The following is a 17,292-nucleotide window of genomic DNA, read 5'->3' as shown; positions in this document are numbered from 1 at the left end:
TCCACTGCAAACCTTCAACAACATGAAACGGAAAACACCGATGCCAACGAACGCGCCGATGCAAAAGCCCACCCAAATCCATCGCACGCTGACCGCAGCCGCACTCACCCTGGCGCTGACTGGCCTGCTTGCCGCCTGCGGAGGTGGCGGTGGGGGGGACGCATCTGGCCCCACCATCGACCCCACCCAGCTCAAAGGGCGCTGGGTTACTGCTGCTGGCGTGACGTCGGCCACAACCGCTGTGGTGGTGCCTGACGCCAACGGAGCCGCCAACGCCTGGCTGCTGGCCCAGGATGCCAGCCGACTGGTCAAGCTGGTGGTAAGAAGCGACAGCAGCGCCAACGGCAAGTCCTATGCACTGGGGCAAGGCAATGTTGCGGGGCAGGCGGTAACAGGCCAGGTCACCGCAGCCCTGGCGGCCAGCCCCAAGACCATTGCGTTCACGGGCCTGAACACCGGCACCCTGACCCAGAGCGACACCCTGGCCACACCCGCTGTGCAGGCCGATGTGGTGGGCAACTGGAGCGCCACATCGGGCGGAAGCGCCCAGACCACGCAGTGGAGCCTCAGCACAACCGGCAGCATGACCGGAACGTCCACCACGGGATGCACCTATGCAGGCAGCGTGGCGGCGATTGCGAGCACAGCGGCTTACAGCGTGAGCTTCAGCGAAAGCTGTGCGGACGGGAGCAAGACCCCATTCAGCGGGGTGGGCACGCTCAACGCGGCGAAGAATGGTTTGACGGTGGTGGTGGCGAGTGCGGATGAGACCAAGGGGGCTGCGGTCTTCTTCTCCAAGTAAGCGGGCATTACTATCCCGCCCGGAGCCTGGTTTTGCGTTGGCAAAGCCAGGCTCTCGCACTGTGCACCGTCCACATCCACCAGATCTTCTCCGCATGTCCGCATCTGCAGCGCCAACCGATATTGACCTGGCTCTGGCAAAGCTCACCCCATTTTTCTGGCGCGCCCTCCTTTTGAGTTTACTGGCCGGTCTGTTGGTCTTGGGGCCAACGGTCTATATGTTTGAGGTGTACGAGCGTGTGGTGAACAGCCGCAGTGCCATGACCCTGGCCATGTTGACGCTGATGGTGCTTTTGGCCATTGGTGTGATGGAGGTGCTGGAGTGGGCACGCGCTGAAACCTTGCGTGAAGCCGGTGACGCGCTGGACCAGACACTTGCGCCTCGCGTGTTCAAAGCCATCCAGGCCGTGCACCTGAAGCAGGGTGCAGCGGTGGGTGCGCAGCCTATGGTCGATCTGCGAACCGTGCGTGATTTTTTTCATGGACCTGCACTGGGGGCGGTCATGGAAACACCGGTGGCCCTGGTGCTGCTGGTGCTTTTATTTGTCATCCACCCATTGTTGGGATGGGTATCCCTGGCAGGGGCCGTGTTACAGGTCGGTCTCTCATGGCTGAACGAGCGAAGCACCAGCCCTGCCCTGCTGGGTGCCAACAAATCCGACATGAGCGCAAAGGCCTATGTGGATGGAACCCTGCGCCATAGTGATGTGATTGCAGCGATGGGAATGGAGCAGGACATGCGTCGCCGCTGGCTAGCGCTGCATGAAGAGAGCCTGGGCCTTCAGTCGCAGGCGTCTGATCACGCCGGGGTGTTTCAAGCGCTGGGCAAGTTGCTGCAAACCACGCTGTCGTCGGCGCTTCTGGGCCTGGGGGCTTGGTTGGTGATGCATGACCAGTTGTTGGGCGGACCTGGCATGCTGATCGTGGGATCTGTATTGGGTGGGCGCGTGCTGGCGCCTCTGGTGCAGATGGTGTCCCAATGGCGCGCGGTGGTGCAGGCGCGGGGGGCTTGGGGTCGGCTGGGCCAACTGCTGGAGCGATCCCCCGTACCTGTCCAAGGAATGCCGTTGCCCAAGCCGCAGGGGCGTGTGGCGGTTGAAAATCTCGTGGCTGGTGCGTCGGCCGGTGCCCCTCCCTTTGTCAAAGGCCTGGCCTTCTCGCTGCAGGCGGGGGAGGTGCTCGCCGTTCTGGGGGCGTCTGCGGCTGGCAAGACCACAGTGGCCCGGATGCTGATGGGGCTGTGGTCGCCGTTGGCGGGCAATGTCCGGCTGGACGGGGTGGATGTCAGCGTGTGGAACAAGGCCGAACTTGGCCCCCATGTGGGCTATGTCCCGCAGGATGTCGAGTTGCTGGAGGGCACGCTGGCGGAGAACATCGTCCGTTTTGGCGAGGTGGACGAGCAGGCCCTGCACGAGGCTGCAAAAGCGGTGGGCCTGCACGCATGGATCACATCGCTCCCCCGGGGCTACAACACCCCCGTGGGGGACGCCGGTGTGATGCTCTCTGGCGGTCAGCGCCAGCGTGTGGCACTGGCGCGTGCACTGTACGGCATGCCCGTTTTTGTTGTTCTGGACGAACCTAATGCGAACCTTGATGAGATCGGCAATGCGGCCCTGATGAGCGCGCTGCAGGCGTTCAAGGCACGGGGAACGACCTTCGTGGTCATGACGCACCTGCCCAGCATTCTGGCCGTGGCGGACAAGCTCTTGGTGCTGCAGGGCGGTGTGCAACAGGCTTTCGGTCCCCGCGATGAGGTGCTGGCTGCGCTCAGGGGCGTTTCTGCAGGCACGCCTGCCGCAGCCACAGCACACCGCGTCGCCTGATTGAACCTTCCACCCAACCGAACCGACACCATGTCCATCAGCGGATTCTTCTCGCGCAGCGAAATCACCCTGGCCTTGTGGAGCTTGCGGCGTGAATGGGCTGTGATCGCGGTTTTCAGCATGGTTGCCAATGTGCTCATGCTGGCGCCGACGTTGTACATGCTGCAGATCTATGACCGTGTGCTGGTCAGTCGCAGTGAGCTGACCTTGTTGGCGGTATCACTTCTTATTTTGTTTCTGTTTGCGGCCATGGCATTCGCCGAGTGGGCCCGGTCTCGACTGCTCGTGCGCACGGGTGTTCGCCTGGACCGGTTGCTGGGCGAGCGGGTCTTCACGGCAGGTTTTTCTCGGGGTGCGCGCAGCGGTGGTGGCAGCCCGGGGCAGTCGTTCACCGACCTGACAGAGGTTCGCCAGTTCCTCACGGGCCCTAGCATCTTTGCCTTCTTCGATCTGCCATGGGCTCCAATCTACATCGGTGTGCTTTTCATGCTGCATCCACTGCTGGGTGCGGTGGCGGTGGTTTTCGCACTGATCCAGGCAGCGCTGGCATGGTTTGGGTATCACCGTACGGTGGCGCCCTCGGAGGCGGTGGCGCAGGCGCAAGCTAAGGCGCATGGCTACTTGAGCGGCAAGTTGCGCAATGCCGAGGCGATTGAGGCCATGGGCATGCTGCAACACCTTTATCACCGCTGGGCGCTGTTGCATGCCGGTTATGGCGAACTGCATGCCAAGGCTCAGGGGCTGACGCATCGAGTCACCGCCTGGAGTAAAGCGGTGCGTTATGCGCAGCAGTCACTGTCTCTGGCGGTGGGCGCTTTGCTGGTGATCGATGGTCAGTTGTCTGCGGGCGCGATGATCGCAGCCAACGTGTTGACGACCCGAGCGTTGGCGCCGATCGACCAGCTGGTGAACGCCTGGCGCGGTTTCATGGCCACCCGTGCTGCATTCCTCCGGTTGGAGGATCTGCTGATGCAGCAGCCAGCGCTGCCTGCGGTCTCCCAGGCTGCGCCTCTGCAGGGTGACATCCAGCTGCGGGACCTGCATGCCTCGGCACCGGGGCGCGCCACTCCAATTCTTCAGCAAATTGATCTGCGCGCCGCTCCTGGCACCTTGACGGTGGTGCTGGGACCCTCGGGGTCCGGAAAATCTACGCTGGCGCGGGTGCTGGTCGGAGCCTGGCCAGCGTCCCAGGGAGATTTGCTGCTGGATGGCAAGCCGATCACGGCTTGGAGCCACGAGGCTCTCGGCCCGCACGTGGGATATCTGCCGCAGGATACGTCGCTGTTTGGCGGCACCATCGCTGAGAACATTGCGCGCTTTTCCATGGTGGATTCCCGTAAGGTCATTGCAGCGGCCCGGTGCGCCGGCTTGCATGAGATGGTGCTGAGATTTCCCAAAGGCTATGACACACCGATCGGAGAGGCTGGGCGCCTGCTGTCCGGGGGCCAGCGCCAGCGCATCGGGTTGGCGCGTGCCTTGTATGGTGACCCGGTATTTCTGGTGCTCGATGAGCCCAATGCACATCTTGACGATGTGGGCGAAGCCGCTTTGTTGGCGGCCATCCGGCAGCTCAAGGAGCGCGGCAAAACCATTGTGATGGTTACCCACCGGGCCGGCGTGCTGGCGCTGGCGGACCAGGTGGTGGTTCTGCGCGAAGGCCAGATACAGCTCCAGGGGTCACGCGACCAGGTGCTGGCGCAGCTGGAGGCAGTGCGGCAACCACTTTCCTCTTCGCCTGCTGGCACCTTGTCGACACCGCAGCCGCTGCCTGCCTGAGCGCACCGTGCATATTTGAGTCGAGCGGACTTTTTCTGAATCCATGCCCATGGCCAATACTGAACCTCTGAAGCAAGCACCCCCGGTTTCATCTTTGCCGGGTATTCGATCCGTTCCCCAGCCGCCATCCGACACCGGGCGTGCGGCGCGGACCGGGCTCTGGGTCTTGGGCCTGGGGCTGGGCGGGTTCCTGCTCTGGGCCGGACTGGCGCCCTTGGACGAGGGGGTGCCCAGCCAGGGAGTGGTCGCGATTGATACCAAGCGCAAGGCGGTGCAGCATCTCAGCGGTGGCATCGTCAAGCAGGTTTTTGTGCGCGAGGGCGATGTCGTTCATGCGGGGCAGCCGCTGATCGCGCTTGACGATGCCGTTGCCAAGGCCAACTTCGAGGCGGTTCGCCAGCGGTACCTGGGCTTGCGCGCGGTGCAAGGCCGCTTGCTGGCAGAGCAGTCGGGCGCTGCCACCATTGCGTTCCACCAAGACCTGCAGGCTGCGGTGGTCGACCCGCTGATCCAGCAGCAGATGAAGAACCAGGAGCAGCTGATCCAGTCGCGGCGCGCGGCCTTGCGTGCCGACTTGCAGGGCATGGAAGAAAACATTCAGGGCCAGAACGCCTTGCTGCAGGCCTATGCCGGCATGCTGGCCAGTCGGCGCGGGCAACGGGCCTTGCTGGAGGAGGAGCTACGCCACACCCGCGAGCTGGTCAAGGAAGGCTATTCCCCCCGCAACCGGCAGCTGGAGCTGGAGCGCATGGTGGCCGATTCCAGCCTGGCCATCACGGAGCTGCTGGGTAACACGGCACGCACGCAGCGCACCGTGGGAGAGATGCGCCAAAGGGCATTGGCGCGGCAGCAGGAATACCGCAAGGAAGTCGAAACGAACCTGGCGGACATCACCCGCGAGGTGCAGTCGGATGCAGACAAGGTCACGGCACTGAAAGCCGACCTGGACCGCACCGAAATTCGTGCGCCTGCTGCTGGCCAGGTGGTCGGTCTTGCCGTGCAGACTGTCGGTGCCGTGGTCCAGGCGGGGCAGCAGCTCATGGGAATTGTTCCGCCGGATGAGCCTTTGGTGCTGGAAGCCCGCGTAGCCCCGCACTTGATCGACAAGGTGCGCCCCGGCCTGCACGCCGATGTGCGCTTCACGGCGTTTGCGCATTCCCCGCAACTGGTGGTCCAAGGGGAACTGGCCTCCGTGTCGGGCGACTTGTTGACAGATGCGCAAAGCGGTGTCACGTACTACCTGGCGCGGGTCAAGGTCACGCCAGATGGCATGAAGACGCTGGGCGCACGCCACCTGCAACCGGGCATGCCTGCCGAGGTGGTGATCAAGACCGGCGAGCGGACCATGCTGACATATCTGCTGGGGCCATTGCTCAAGCGGGTGTCGGGCTCCTTGAAGGAAGAGTGAGCATGGCACTGTTGACCACGTTGCCGAACTGCTTGCGGGTTATCTGCCTGGCGGCCCTTGCGTTGCTCTCCGGCCCCGCGTGGTCCATGGATCTCCTGCAGGCCTACCAGGCTGCGCTGCAGCAGGACGCCATCATTCGCGCTGCGCGGGCGGCGGCCGAGGTGGGGGACGAGCGTGTGGAACAAGCCAAAGCCCTGCGTTATCCCAATGTAGCGTTCAGCGCAGCCCGCAGCCGCAATGATCTGAGTAATACGCAGCGCAACGCTGCAGGCCGTGCGCTGACCGTGGATGAGAACTACACCAGCCACAACGCCACACTGACTCTGCGCCAGCCGGTGTATCGCAAGGCGCTGTCGGTGGGGTTGGAGCAGGCCCACCAGATGCGCGCCGAAGTCGGGGCACAGCTGGACCGGGAGTTGCAAAACCTGGGGGTGCGCGTGACCGACGCCTACCTGCAGTTGCTGCTCGCGCAAGATCAGCTGGCACTGGTACGGGCGCAGAAGGCCACCACCACCACCCAGCTGGATGCCGCACGCAAGCTGCTGGTGGCGGGCAGCGGCACGCGCACCGACATTGACGAGGCCCAGGCGCGGCTGGACATGGCCGTGGCCCAGGAACTGGAGACTCGGCAGCAACTGGACTACGCGCGGCGCCAGCTGGAGACACTGATCAATCAGCCGGTCAATGGACTGAGCCCGCTGGACGAGGCCAAGTTCTCTGCCTGGGCCCCCGAGCAGCGCAGCGTGCAGGACTGGCTGGCTCTCGCGGAAGACAACAGCCCCGAGATCCGGCAGCAGAAGGCGCGGCTGGATGTTGCCCGGCTGGAGATCGAAAAGGCGCGCTCTGGACATCTTCCCACCCTGGACGCCGTGGCGCAATGGACCCGCAGTGGCAGTGAGAACGTAACAACTCCCAGCTCCAGCTACACAAACCGCGTGATCGGCCTGCAGCTGAATGTGCCCCTGTTTGCGGGAGGCTATGTCAGCTCCACTGTGCGCCAAGCGGTGGCGGAGCAGGTACAGGCGAGCGAGCAGTTGGAGGCTGCGCGCCGGGACCTCAGCTTGCGCATCCACACGGAGTTTCGCGGGGTCAGCGAAGGCCGTCTGCGCATCCACGCGCTGGAGCAGGCCGCGCGGTCCGCCACGCAGCTCGTGGTGTCGAGCCGCCGCTCGTTTGAAGGCGGCTCTAGAACCCTGGTGGATATCCTGAATGCCGAGCAGCAAAAGGAATTGGCCCTGCGCGACCTGGCCCGCGCGCGCTATGTGTACCTGGTGTCGTGTGTGCGCCTGCAAGCGCTGGCTGGGGGCGACAAGGACGGGAGCATTGCCGCTGTGAATGCGTTGCTCAAGAGACCCTGAGCCCCGGTGCAGTGCACTGGTGGCCCCTGCACCCACTCCCACGGGCCCATAAAAAAGCCCCCGCACCTTGGGGTGCAGGGGCGTGAATGGTGCCTGAGAGAATTGTGAAATCCGAACTCAGCGGCTGCTCGGAAAACTGAACACCGCCCCTTCACGCACGCCCGCCGAGGGCCAGCGCTGCGTGATGGTCTTGCGCTTGGTGTAGAAGCGCACGGCATCAGGGCCGTAGGCGTGCAGGTCGCCGAACAGGCTGCGCTTCCAGCCGCCGAACGAGTGGTAGGCCACGGGCACCGGCAGGGGGACGTTCACGCCCACCATGCCGACCTGGATGTGGTCGGTGAAGTAGCGGGCGGCCTCGCCGTCGCGGGTGAAGATGCAGGTGCCGTTGCCATACTCGTGGTCATTGATGAGCTGCATGGCCTCCTGCAGCGTCTTCACTCGCACCACGCCGAGCACGGGGCCAAAGATCTCTTCCTGGTAGATCTTCATGCCGGGCTTGACGTTGTCGAACAGGCAGGCGCCCAGGAAGTAGCCTTCCGCATGGCCCGCCACCTGAACGCCCCGGCCGTCCACCACCAGCGTGGCGCCTTCGGCCACACCCTGGTCCACATAGCCCTTCACCTTCTCGAAGTGCTGCTTCGTGACCAGCGGGCCCATGTCGTTGCTGTTGTCGGTGCCCGGGCCGACCTTCATCTTGGCGATCTCGGTCTTCAGGCCCGCGATCACGGCGTCGCCCACTTGATCACCCACGGCGACCAGCAGCGGGATGGCCATGCAGCGCTCGCCACACGAGCCGTAGGCCGCGCCCATCAGCGCGCTCACGGCGTTGCCTACGTCGGCATCGGGCATCAGCACAGCGTGGTTCTTGGCGCCGCCCAGCGCTTGCACGCGTTTGCCGTGCTTGCAGCCTTCGCTGTAGATGTATTCGGCAATCGGGGTGGAGCCCACAAAGCTCACGGCCTTGACGCGCGGGTCCTGCAGCAAGGTGTCCACGGCCAGCTTGTCGCCGTTGACGACGTTGAGCACGCCGGGGGGCAAGCCAGCTTCCAGCGCCAGCTGGGCAATGAACAGCGTGGAGGATGGGTCGCGCTCCGAGGGCTTGAGCACAAAGGTGTTGCCGCAGGCCACAGCCATGGGCCACATCCACAGCGGCACCATGGCCGGGAAGTTGAAGGGCGTGATGCCGGCGGTGACGCCCAGCGCCTGGAATTCGCTCCAGCTGTCAATGCTGGGGCCCACGTTGCGGCTGTGTTCGCCCTTGAGCAGCTCGGGCGCGTAGCTGGCGTATTCCACGTTTTCGATGCCGCGCTGCAGCTCGCCATGTGCATCGGCCAGCACCTTGCCGTGCTCGGCAGTAATCAGGGCGGCGATCTTGTCGGCGTTTTCTTCCAGGAGGACTTTCAGCTTGGACATGACGCGCGCGCGCTTGAGCGGTGGCGTGTTGCGCCAGGCGGGGAAGGCGGCTTCTGCGGAGGCGATAGCCGCTTCGACGGTGGCCTTGCTGGCCAGCGCCACGCTGGTGGTCGATTGGCCGGTGGCGGGGTTGAACACGGGCTGCGTGCGTTCAGCGTCGGCAACGATCTTGCCGTCAATGAGGTGGCCGACGGTGGTGGTGACGTTCTTGTCGTGGTTCATGGTGATTTCAAGTAAAAAATGCCGTTTGCGCGCGTCCAGTATGCGCAAGTAGCTATAAAAAGATGAGTAACTATGCTGCCTGCACCGCCGCCTGGGGCTCCAGCGTGGGCACCACATGGCCCAGCGCCCGGTCGATGAAGACCTCTTTTTCGCCCACCGGGGCAAAGTAGTGCAGCACCTCGCGCGCAGCATCCAGCCCCTTGAGGCGGGCGATCAGCCAGGCCACCAGGTACTGCGAGGCCAGGCACCCGCCCGCTGTGGCCACGTTGCCGTGGGCGGCAAAAGCGCGCGGCACCACGTCCACGCCCGACTCCACCACCCAGGGTTTGCTGGTCAGGTCGGTGCACGCAGGCGCGCGGCCCAGCAGGCCCAGGCGGCTCAGGAGGAAGGTGCCAGAGCACTGCGCAGCCAGCAGCTGGCGTGCAGGGTTGAGCACACGCAGCGGCTCCATCAGCGCCGGGGTGTTGGTCACCTCGCGCGTCTTCATGCCGCTGCCAATCAGCACCGCGTCGGCCTGCGCCAGCTGGCCCAGGTCTTCATGGGCGTCGATGGTCAGGCCGTTCATGGAGGTCACGCGCGGCGTGGGGCTGGCAATGCGCACCTGCCAGTCCGTGTCGCCCAGCAGCGCGATGCGGTTGAGCATGCCAAAGGCCACGAGCGAATCGAGGTCGTTGAAGGCGTCGAAGGTGAGGATGGAGATGCGCATGGGTTGCCGGGCTCAGGCCGTTTCGTGCAGGGCGTCGCCCAGGGCGCTCACCATGCGGTCGATTTCGGCGGAGGTCGAGATGAACGGAGGCGCGAGCTGGATCGTGTCGCCGCCGTAGCGCACATAAAAGCCTTTTTCCCAGCACTTCATGGCGATCTCGTACGGCCGCTTGGCGGGCTCGCCGGGCAGCGCGCTGATGGTGATACCGGCGGCCAGGCCGTAGTTGCGGATGTCCGCCACATGCTTGGCGCCTTTGAGGCCATGCACCGCGTTCTCGAAATACGGTGCCAGCGCCTTCACGCGGCCGGGCATGTCTTCCTTTTGCAGGATGTCGAGCACTGCATTGCCCGCCGCGCAGGCCACGGGGTGGGCCGAGTAGGTGTAGCCGTGCGGGAACTCCAGCATGTACTCTGGCCCGCCCTGGCCGATGAAGGTGTCGTAGATCTCCTTGGTGGCGATCACGCCGCCCAGCGGCTGCGCGCCGTTGGTGACCTGCTTGGCGAAGTTCAGGATGTCGGGCGTCACGCCGAAGGCCTCGGCCCCCGTCCAGGCGCCGCAGCGGCCAAAGCCGGTGATCACTTCATCAAAGATCAGCAGGATGTTGTTCTGCGTGCAGATCTCGCGGATGCGCTCCAGGTAGCCCTTGGGCGGGATCACCACGCCGGCCGAGCCCGAGAAGGGCTCCACGATCACGGCGGCGATGTTGGATGCATCGTGCAGCGCAATCACGTCCAGCAGCTTGTCGGCCAGCGCACGGCCGCCGTCCTCGGCCATGCCCTTCTGGAAGGTGCCGGCGGGCGGCTGGGTGTGGGGCAGGTGGTCGGCCTCGATGCCCTGGCCAAAGGTCTTGCGGTTGCCCACGATGCCGCCCACCGAGATGCCGCCGTAGTTCACGCCGTGGTAGCCCTTTTCGCGGCCGATCAGGCGGGTCTTGCTCGCCTGGCCCTTGGCGCGCCAGTAGGCACGGGCCATCTTGAGCGAGGTGTCGGCCGACTCGGAGCCCGAGCCGGTGAAGAACACGTAGTCCAGGCCCGCAGGCGTCAGCTCCTTGAGCTTGTTGGCCAGCGCGAACGAGGCGGGGTGGCCGAACTGGAAGGCAGGCGAATAGTCCAGCGTGGCTGCGGCCTTGCCGATGGCTTCGGCAACATCCTTGCGGCCATGGCCCAGGCCCGAGCACCACAGGCCCGAGAGGCCGTCAAAAATCTTGCGGCCGTCGGCGTCGGTGTAGTAGGCGCCCTGGCCGCTCACGATCATGCGTGGCTTGGCCTTGAAGTTGCGGTTGCCGGTGAAGGGCATCCAGTGCGCATCCAGCCATTCGGCGTCCATGCGGGGGCTGTCAGGGCCAGCGGCGGGTTTTTCGATGTGGACAAAGCTCATGGCGGATCTCCAGGGCGGGCGTTGATGGCAGGGTGACGGCAGTGCAGGGGCTTGCTTGGCAAAGCCCTGCAAAGCGCCCATTGTTGTGCCGCCTGTTAATCTCTCAAATAATCCAATATCAATGTTTACTTGACGCTTTATGCAAGTAAAAACACCCCCTGCCCCCCCCGCAACGGCCCCCAACCCCAAATACCGCGCCGTGCTGGGCCAGCTCAGCGACATGGACCTGCGCCTGCTGCAGGTGTTCAAGGCCGTGGTGGAGTGCGGCGGCATGTCGGCCGCCGAGCTGGAGCTGAACATCGGCACCAGCACCGTGAGCCGCCACATGAAGGACCTGGAAACCCGCCTGGGCCTCACCCTGTGCCGCCGGGGCCGGGCCGGGTTTGCGCTCGCGGCCGAGGGCCAGCGCGTGTACGACGAAACCCTGCGTTTGCTGTCCGCCGTGGACAGCTTCCGCAGCAGCATCGACGACATCCACCGCCGCATGGGCGGGCGGCTGGAGGTGGCCGTGTTCGACAAGACGGCCAGCAACCCGGCCGCGCACATCGGCGATGCGATTGCGCTGTTTGCCAGCCAGGCGCCCGAGGTGAGCCTGCAGATGCATGTGGCATCCATCCCGGCCATCGAGCGCGGGCTGATTGACGGCAGCTTCCACGTGGGCATCATCCCGGCGCACCGCACCTCGCAAAGCCTGGTCTACGCCGACCTGTTCGCCGAAACCATGCTGCTGTACTGCGGCGCACGCCACCCGCTGTTTGGCGGGGACCACGCCGCGCTCACCTGGGAAGCGCTGCGCGCCTACCAGTTTGCGGGCCTGGGCTACCACTCGCCCAACATGGAGCTGAGCCACAGCACCCGCCTGCCGCGCAAGGCCACGGGGTTTGACCAGGAGTCGATCGCCACGCTGATCCTGTCAGGCCGCTACCTGGGTTTTCTGCCCGACCACTACGCCGAAGGCTTCGAGCGCCAGGGGCTGATGCAGGCGGTGTCGCCCGCGCAGTTCCACTACCGCTGCCAGTTTGTGAGCGTGCTGCGCAAGTCGCCACAGCCGCCGCGTGCGGCGCAGGCGTTTGCGCAATGCCTGCTGCAGGCGCATGGTTGATCGCCCCGGCTTGCCTGCGCGGCGGTGCGGGCGGACAATTCGGGTTTTGTTGTTCTAACTGGCGTTTGGCGCTTTTTTGCGGGGCACAACCATGGCAACCATTTCTTCGATTGGCAGTTCGGGCCTGCAGGCCGCGCAGTTGCGGCTGGACGCCTCGGCCAACAACGTGGCCAACATGAACACGCCCAACTACCGCCGCCAGGTGGTGGCGCAGGAAGAAGCCGCCGACAGCGCCGGTGTGCGCGCCACGGTGCAGCGCCAGCAGGAGGCCGAGGGCGTGGCGCTGGAAAAAGAGGCGGTGGAGCAGATGTCGGCCACCTACGCCTTCAAGGCCAACCTGCAGACCATCAAGACGCAGGACGAGATGATGGGTTCGCTGCTGGACGTGAAGGCCTGAGCCGCCGCAGTCCTCGCTTACCCGATGCAATGCCCCGCTGGTCGGGGCATTGTTGTTTCTGGTCCTGGCGTTGCGTTCGTGCGGGCGGTCAACCGGCCGATGCCAAGCTAGCCAGCCGATGAACCAGCCAGCGCTGGAAGGCCAGCCCCGTGGTGGTGCGGCTGCGCAGAGGGATGCTGTACATGGTGAGCTCCTTCGGGTGGGGGATTCAATCAAGCGGCATGCATGGCGGCCGGGCTGGGGGCCGCTGGGGTGTCGCCACCGCTGGCATGGCGCCGCGCCGCCCGGTCCCAGGCCTTTTCGTGGAAGAAGAAGGCCACGGCCTGCACCGTGGGCTCCAGCAGGCTCAGGGTGAGCGAGGCCCACAGGTTGCCCGTGACGGCATAGGCCACCATCGCCGCCACGCCGATATGGATGAGGTAGTAGCTGCCGGTCTTCATCAGCATGGTCTTGTTTTGGCGGGCAGCGTGGCGGATACGGGACATGGCGGACTCCTTTTTTCTACAGGCTGCAGGGGGATATGCAGCGATGGAGAAATGGTAGTGATTCGCAATAGCAAAGGCCAATTGATCATCGCTAAGGCCGAGATAGTTGCTATCACATGGCAGCGATCGAAGCCCCTGCGCCGCCTATCCCAGAAACACAGCTTCCGCATGTGAACTGGTTCACACATGGAGGCAAAAATAGTGCGATCAGGCCCTCGCCCCCGTTGCTATGATGGCCGCTCTTTTCAACCCCTCTTTTGCTTTGGGAGCAGCTATGGCCCTCATGGACTTCATCAAGAAACAGTTCATTGACATCATTCAATGGACCGAAGAGGGGGATGGCACACTGGCCTGGCGTTTCCCCATGCGCGACATGGAAATCCAGAACGGCGGCCAGCTGGTGGTGCGTGAGTCGCAGATGGCGATTTTCGTCAACGAAGGCCAGGTGGCCGACGTGTTCGGCCCTGGCACCTACAAGCTCACCACGCAGACGCTGCCGGTCCTCACGTACCTGAAGAACTGGGACAAGCTTTTCGAGTCCCCCTTCAAGAGCGACGTCTACTTCTTCAGCACCCGCCAGCAGATCGACCAGAAATGGGGCACGCCCCAGCCCATCACGATCCGCGACAAGGACTTCGGTGCCGTGCGCCTGCGCGCGTTCGGCAACTACGCGTTCCGCATCGCCGACCCCAAGCTGTTCCACACCGAGATCTCGGGCACGCGCGAAAGCTACCCCGTGGCGGACCTCGAAGGCCAGCTGCGTGGCCTGGTGCTGCAGAACATCAGCAACGCCATTGCGGGCAGCGGCCTGCCGTTCCTCGACCTGGCGGCCAACCAGGTTATGTTTGCCGACGCGCTGACCAAGGAGCTCGCGCCCATCTTCGCCAAGCTGGGCATCTTGATCGAGTCCCTCACGGTGCAGAACGTCTCGCTGCCCGAAGAGCTGCAGAAGATCCTCGACCAGAAGATCGGCATGGGCATGGTCGGCAACGACATGGCCAAGTTCATGCAGTACCAGACGGCGCAGGCCATCCCCAAGTTTGCCGAAGCCAGCGGTGGCGGTGGCGGCATTGCGGGTGACGCCATGGGCCTGGGTGCGGGCGTGGCGCTGGGCCAGGTGCTGGCGCAGAACCTGCAACAAGGCCTGCAGGCCCCCGTGGCCCCGGCAGCAGCGCAGACTGCAGCTGCTCCGGTGGGTGTGAAGCCCGAAGAAGTGATGGCCACGCTTGAAAAGCTGGGCGACCTCAAGTCCAAGGGCATCCTTACGCAGGAAGAGTTCGACACCAAGAAGGCCGAGCTGCTCAAGAAGCTGGTTTAGGGCGTGTCATCAACCAACACCCCCACGCGCTGGCCGCGCAATGCGGCGTCTGCTTTGTCGGGCGGTTTGCCAATAGCCCGGCTATTGGCTGCGCCCCCCTTCGCGCATCCATCCGCATTGCGCGGCCAGTGCATGGGCGTATTGATCAATGACACACCCTTGGCGGTGCTCCACACTTTTTGACTCAATTGCTATCATAAATATAGCTGTCTTCGCAGGAGGGACGCGCGCAAGGGGCCTAAGAAGCCCCAAAGCCGCGTGATGCGGCGCAGGCAGAACACTCCAGACGATGGCCACCGACCCCACCCAGCGCTATTACCGCGCGCCCTGCCCCGGCTGCGGCGCGCCGGTGGAGTTCAAGAGCGCGCAGTCCACGCACGCCGTGTGTGGCTACTGCCAGAGCACCGTGGTGCGCAGCGGCGAGGTGCTCACGCGCCTGGGCAAGATGGCCGAGCTGTTCGACGACCACAGCCCGCTGCAGCTCATGGCCAGCGGGCGCATCCAGCTCGATGGCAAGGATGTGCCCTTCACCCTCATCGGCCGCCTGCAGTACAAGGGCGACGCGGGCGTGTGGACCGAATGGGCGGCCTTCCTGAACGACGGCACCCTGGCCACGCTGGGCGAGGACAACGGTGCCTACGTTTTCACCCGGCCCATCGACCCCGGCCGCGAGATGCCCGCGCCCGAGCGCTTTCGCATCGGCACCACCACGGCGATCAACGGCACGCCCTACAGCGTGGCCTACACCGGCCAGGCGCAGCTGATCTCGGCCCAGGGCGAGCTGCCCAAGCTGCCACCGCTGGGCCAGCCCTTCGGCATGGTGGAGCTGCGCAGCGCCGACGGCGAAGTGGTCAGCATCGACTACGGCCACACCCCGCCCAATGTGGAGCGCGGCCGCGCCGTGCTGCTGGAAGACCTGCAGCTGCAGGGCCTGAAGGACGAATCGGCCAAGGACGAAAAAGGCCGCCAGTTCAACTGCCCGCACTGTGGCGCGCCGGTGCAGGTGCAGCTGTCCACCTCCAAGAGCATTACCTGTGGCTCGTGCGCCAGCATCATCAGCCTCGATAGTGGTGTGGGCGGCGAGCTGCGCTCGGCCGAGCAGGACGAACCTGTGCAGCCCCTCATCCCGCTGGGCAGCAAGGGCCAGTTGCAGGGCGTGCACTGGCAGGTGGTGGGCTTTCAGCACCGCATGGGCGTGGAGCCCGGCGACGACGAACACTTTGGCTGGAGCGAATACCTGCTCTACAACCAGAAGCGCGGCTTTGCGTTCCTGGTCGATTCCGAAGAAGGCTGGAGCATGGTGCGCCCCACCACGGGCGCGCCGCAGATGGCAGCCACGGGGCGCTCGGCCACCTACATGGGCACCAAGTACGACCTCAAGTACACCTACGAGGCCGAGACCACCTATGTGCTGGGCGAGTTCTACTGGCAGGTCACGCGCGGGCAAAAGACCACCAACCGCGACTTCGCCAGCAGCAAGGGCCTGCTGTCGATGGAGCAGAGCCCGAACGAGATCACCTGGTCCGCCGGCGACAAGCTCGCCAGCGACACCGTGGCCAAGGCCTTCAAGCTCGAAGACAAGAAGGACGTGCTCCAGCGCGACGACCCGGGGCCCTTTGTGGCCAAGTCGGGCCTGGGCTGCGGCACCATCATCCTGATCGCGATCGTCATCCTCATCCTGCTGTTGCTGCTCAGCCGCTGCAGCCGCTGCGACCCGCGGGTAGAGAACTGCTCCTCATCCTCCTCAAGCTACCGCAGCTCGGGGGGCTCGTATGGCGGATATTCCTCGGGCGGCAGCCACAAATGACATTGAAACAACCCGAACTTCACCGGAGAACAGCATGACCAAATTCGAATGGCTTCACCCCTTGTCCATCGGCGGCACGCTGCTGTATGCCCTGATGGGCATCGTCATCTTCTGGGTAGCCTTCATCATCATCGACAAGATCACGCCCTACGACCTGTGGCGCGAAATTGTGGAAAAACAGAACCAGGCCCTGGCCCTGGTGGTGGCCGCCATGTGCCTGGGCATCAGCATCATCGTGGCGGCGGCGATTCACTGACGACGATGACAGGTGCGGTGCGGTGGGCGTGGGCACCGCACCCGTGTGAAAATCCTGGCGCGCAACGCGTCGTAGCAACGCCACGCAAAACCGCATCGCAGCGTGACCACCGCGTTGCGGCCTCCCGCCGCACGTGACTGCACGCCCGCAGCGCAGCCTCACAGACCTACACCCCAAGCCCATGAACGAATTCCTCTCGTGGAACCTTCTCCACAACCACTCGTGGGACACCCCGCCCCGCCTCACCGACGCCGAAACCGACGAACTCTTCGAGCTGATGGCCGACCCGTCGCTGTGCGATGACGCCATGACCATCGACATGGCCGATGGCTACCTGACCGCCATCGCCGTAGGCCCGTCCCCCGTGCTCGTGCATGTATGGCTGGAAGACATCTTTGCCCAGCCCACGCTGCCCCTGCCGCACGACCCGGCGCGCCAGCAGCGCCTGCTGCAACTGCTGCTGCACCGCTATACCGACATCCAGGCCGCCCTGGCGGTGCGCCCTACTGAAGCCTCGGTAGACGCCCTGTACACGCCGCTGTCGTCGGTGGTGGCCGAGGGCGACTGCATTACCCCTTACCAGCTCAACGCCCAAGGCGAGCGCATCGGCGACTGGGAGCTAAAAGACTGGGCCGAAGGCTTTCGGCGGGCCGTGGCCACCGATGAGGAGTGGGAGCCCTTGATGGCAGACCCCCAAGCTGCGGTCCTGCTGGCCCCCGTGGTGCTCTACTCCATGGGCTACAACCCCGACCAGCCAGAACTCCAGCTCGAAGCCGAAAGCGCAGAACTCATGCCCGCACTCCTTGTGTCGGTGTACGGCATGCGCGATTGGTGGCGCGATTACCGGCGCACCCACGGCGCCCGATCCGCGCACCCCGCCTACCCCGTGCACTTGCCCACCGTGCGCGACACCCCCAAAGTCGGCCGCAACGACCCCTGCCCCTGCGGCAGCGGCAAAAAATTCAAGAAATGCTGCGGTGCCTGAGAGGCTGAGCCGCCCTTGACCGATTGACGCCACCACGCACGGCCCTGCCAAGCCTCCC

General features: G+C 64.7%; 15 protein-coding genes. 11 read left to right on the top strand and 4 right to left on the bottom strand.

Features of this window, described 5'->3' with window-relative positions; genetic code table 11:
• The first annotated feature begins 58 nt into the window (after positions 1 to 58).
• The 5 genes from ACYZGB_RS01435 (at position 59) to ACYZGB_RS01415 (ending at position 7,166) form a co-directional block, all read left to right on the top strand.
• The gene (locus tag ACYZGB_RS01435) at positions 59 to 802 is read left to right on the top strand and encodes a hypothetical protein (RefSeq protein WP_462386412.1); all 744 of its coding nucleotides are present in this window, start codon (positions 59 to 61) and stop codon (positions 800 to 802) included.
• Between the two features lie 94 nt (positions 803 to 896).
• Positions 897 to 2,624, top strand: a complete 1,728-nt coding sequence (locus tag ACYZGB_RS01430) for a type I secretion system permease/ATPase (RefSeq protein WP_462386411.1) — start codon at positions 897 to 899, stop codon at positions 2,622 to 2,624.
• A gap of 30 nt (positions 2,625 to 2,654) precedes the next feature.
• Complete coding sequence (locus ACYZGB_RS01425; protein WP_462386410.1) at positions 2,655 to 4,400, top strand: type I secretion system permease/ATPase; 1,746 nt, start codon at positions 2,655 to 2,657, stop codon at positions 4,398 to 4,400.
• 43 nt (positions 4,401 to 4,443) lie between these two features.
• Positions 4,444 to 5,808, top strand: a complete 1,365-nt coding sequence (locus ACYZGB_RS01420) for an HlyD family type I secretion periplasmic adaptor subunit (protein WP_462386408.1) — start codon at positions 4,444 to 4,446, stop codon at positions 5,806 to 5,808.
• A 2-nt stretch (positions 5,809 to 5,810) separates the two neighbouring features.
• Positions 5,811 to 7,166: a TolC family outer membrane protein gene (locus ACYZGB_RS01415; protein ID WP_462386406.1), complete on the top strand. Its 1,356-nt coding sequence runs from the start codon at positions 5,811 to 5,813 to the stop codon at positions 7,164 to 7,166.
• Positions 7,167 to 7,283: 117 nt separating this feature from the next.
• Here ACYZGB_RS01415 and ACYZGB_RS01410 read toward each other — a convergent pair whose 3' ends face one another.
• The 3 genes from ACYZGB_RS01410 to aptA all read right to left on the bottom strand — a co-directional run bounded on the left by ACYZGB_RS01410 (position 7,284) and on the right by aptA (position 10,884).
• Positions 7,284 to 8,801 carry a CoA-acylating methylmalonate-semialdehyde dehydrogenase gene (locus ACYZGB_RS01410; RefSeq protein ID WP_462386405.1) on the bottom strand — a complete coding sequence of 506 codons (1,518 nt, stop codon included), beginning with the start codon at positions 8,799 to 8,801 and terminating at the stop codon, positions 7,284 to 7,286.
• A 70-nt stretch (positions 8,802 to 8,871) separates the two neighbouring features.
• A complete protein-coding gene (locus tag ACYZGB_RS01405) occupies positions 8,872 to 9,507 on the bottom strand; it encodes a DJ-1/PfpI family protein (protein ID WP_462386403.1) in 636 nt (211 codons plus the stop codon).
• A gap of 12 nt (positions 9,508 to 9,519) precedes the next feature.
• Entirely contained in the window at positions 9,520 to 10,884 is a 1,365-nt protein-coding gene (gene aptA, locus ACYZGB_RS01400; protein ID WP_462386401.1) for an omega-aminotransferase AptA, read from the bottom strand.
• A 139-nt stretch (positions 10,885 to 11,023) separates the two neighbouring features.
• Here aptA and ACYZGB_RS01395 point away from each other — a divergent pair, with 139 nt between their 5' ends.
• Together ACYZGB_RS01395 and ACYZGB_RS01390 are read left to right on the top strand one after the other, a co-directional pair.
• Positions 11,024 to 11,986, top strand: a complete 963-nt coding sequence (locus ACYZGB_RS01395; RefSeq protein WP_462386399.1) for a LysR family transcriptional regulator — start codon at positions 11,024 to 11,026, stop codon at positions 11,984 to 11,986.
• Positions 11,987 to 12,077: 91 nt separating this feature from the next.
• Positions 12,078 to 12,383 carry a flagellar basal body protein gene (locus tag ACYZGB_RS01390; RefSeq protein WP_063461580.1) on the top strand — a complete coding sequence of 102 codons (306 nt, stop codon included), beginning with the start codon at positions 12,078 to 12,080 and terminating at the stop codon, positions 12,381 to 12,383.
• A 212-nt stretch (positions 12,384 to 12,595) separates the two neighbouring features.
• Here ACYZGB_RS01390 and ACYZGB_RS01385 read toward each other — a convergent pair whose 3' ends face one another.
• Positions 12,596 to 12,868, bottom strand: coding sequence for a DUF2061 domain-containing protein (locus ACYZGB_RS01385; protein ID WP_462386397.1), 273 nt, complete (start codon positions 12,866 to 12,868; stop codon positions 12,596 to 12,598).
• A gap of 274 nt (positions 12,869 to 13,142) precedes the next feature.
• Between ACYZGB_RS01385 and ACYZGB_RS01380 the strand changes: the two genes are divergently transcribed.
• From ACYZGB_RS01380 to ACYZGB_RS01365, 4 genes are all read left to right on the top strand, one after another.
• Positions 13,143 to 14,186, top strand: coding sequence for an SPFH domain-containing protein (locus tag ACYZGB_RS01380; protein ID WP_462386395.1), 1,044 nt, complete (start codon positions 13,143 to 13,145; stop codon positions 14,184 to 14,186).
• Between the two features lie 289 nt (positions 14,187 to 14,475).
• On the top strand, positions 14,476 to 15,993 hold the full coding sequence (locus ACYZGB_RS01375; protein WP_462386393.1) for a DUF4178 domain-containing protein: 1,518 nt from the start codon (positions 14,476 to 14,478) through the stop codon (positions 15,991 to 15,993).
• Between the two features lie 34 nt (positions 15,994 to 16,027).
• Entirely contained in the window at positions 16,028 to 16,249 is a 222-nt protein-coding gene (locus ACYZGB_RS01370; protein ID WP_462386391.1) for a DUF350 domain-containing protein, read from the top strand.
• A gap of 181 nt (positions 16,250 to 16,430) precedes the next feature.
• Positions 16,431 to 17,234, top strand: a complete 804-nt coding sequence (locus ACYZGB_RS01365; RefSeq protein ID WP_462386390.1) for a UPF0149 family protein — start codon at positions 16,431 to 16,433, stop codon at positions 17,232 to 17,234.
• Positions 17,235 to 17,292 lie beyond the last annotated feature (58 nt).

This window comes from Acidovorax sp. Q11, from assembly GCF_054950075.1.
The sequence above is the reverse complement of the archived record's forward strand: the minus strand, read 5'-3'. Positions and strand labels throughout refer to the sequence as shown.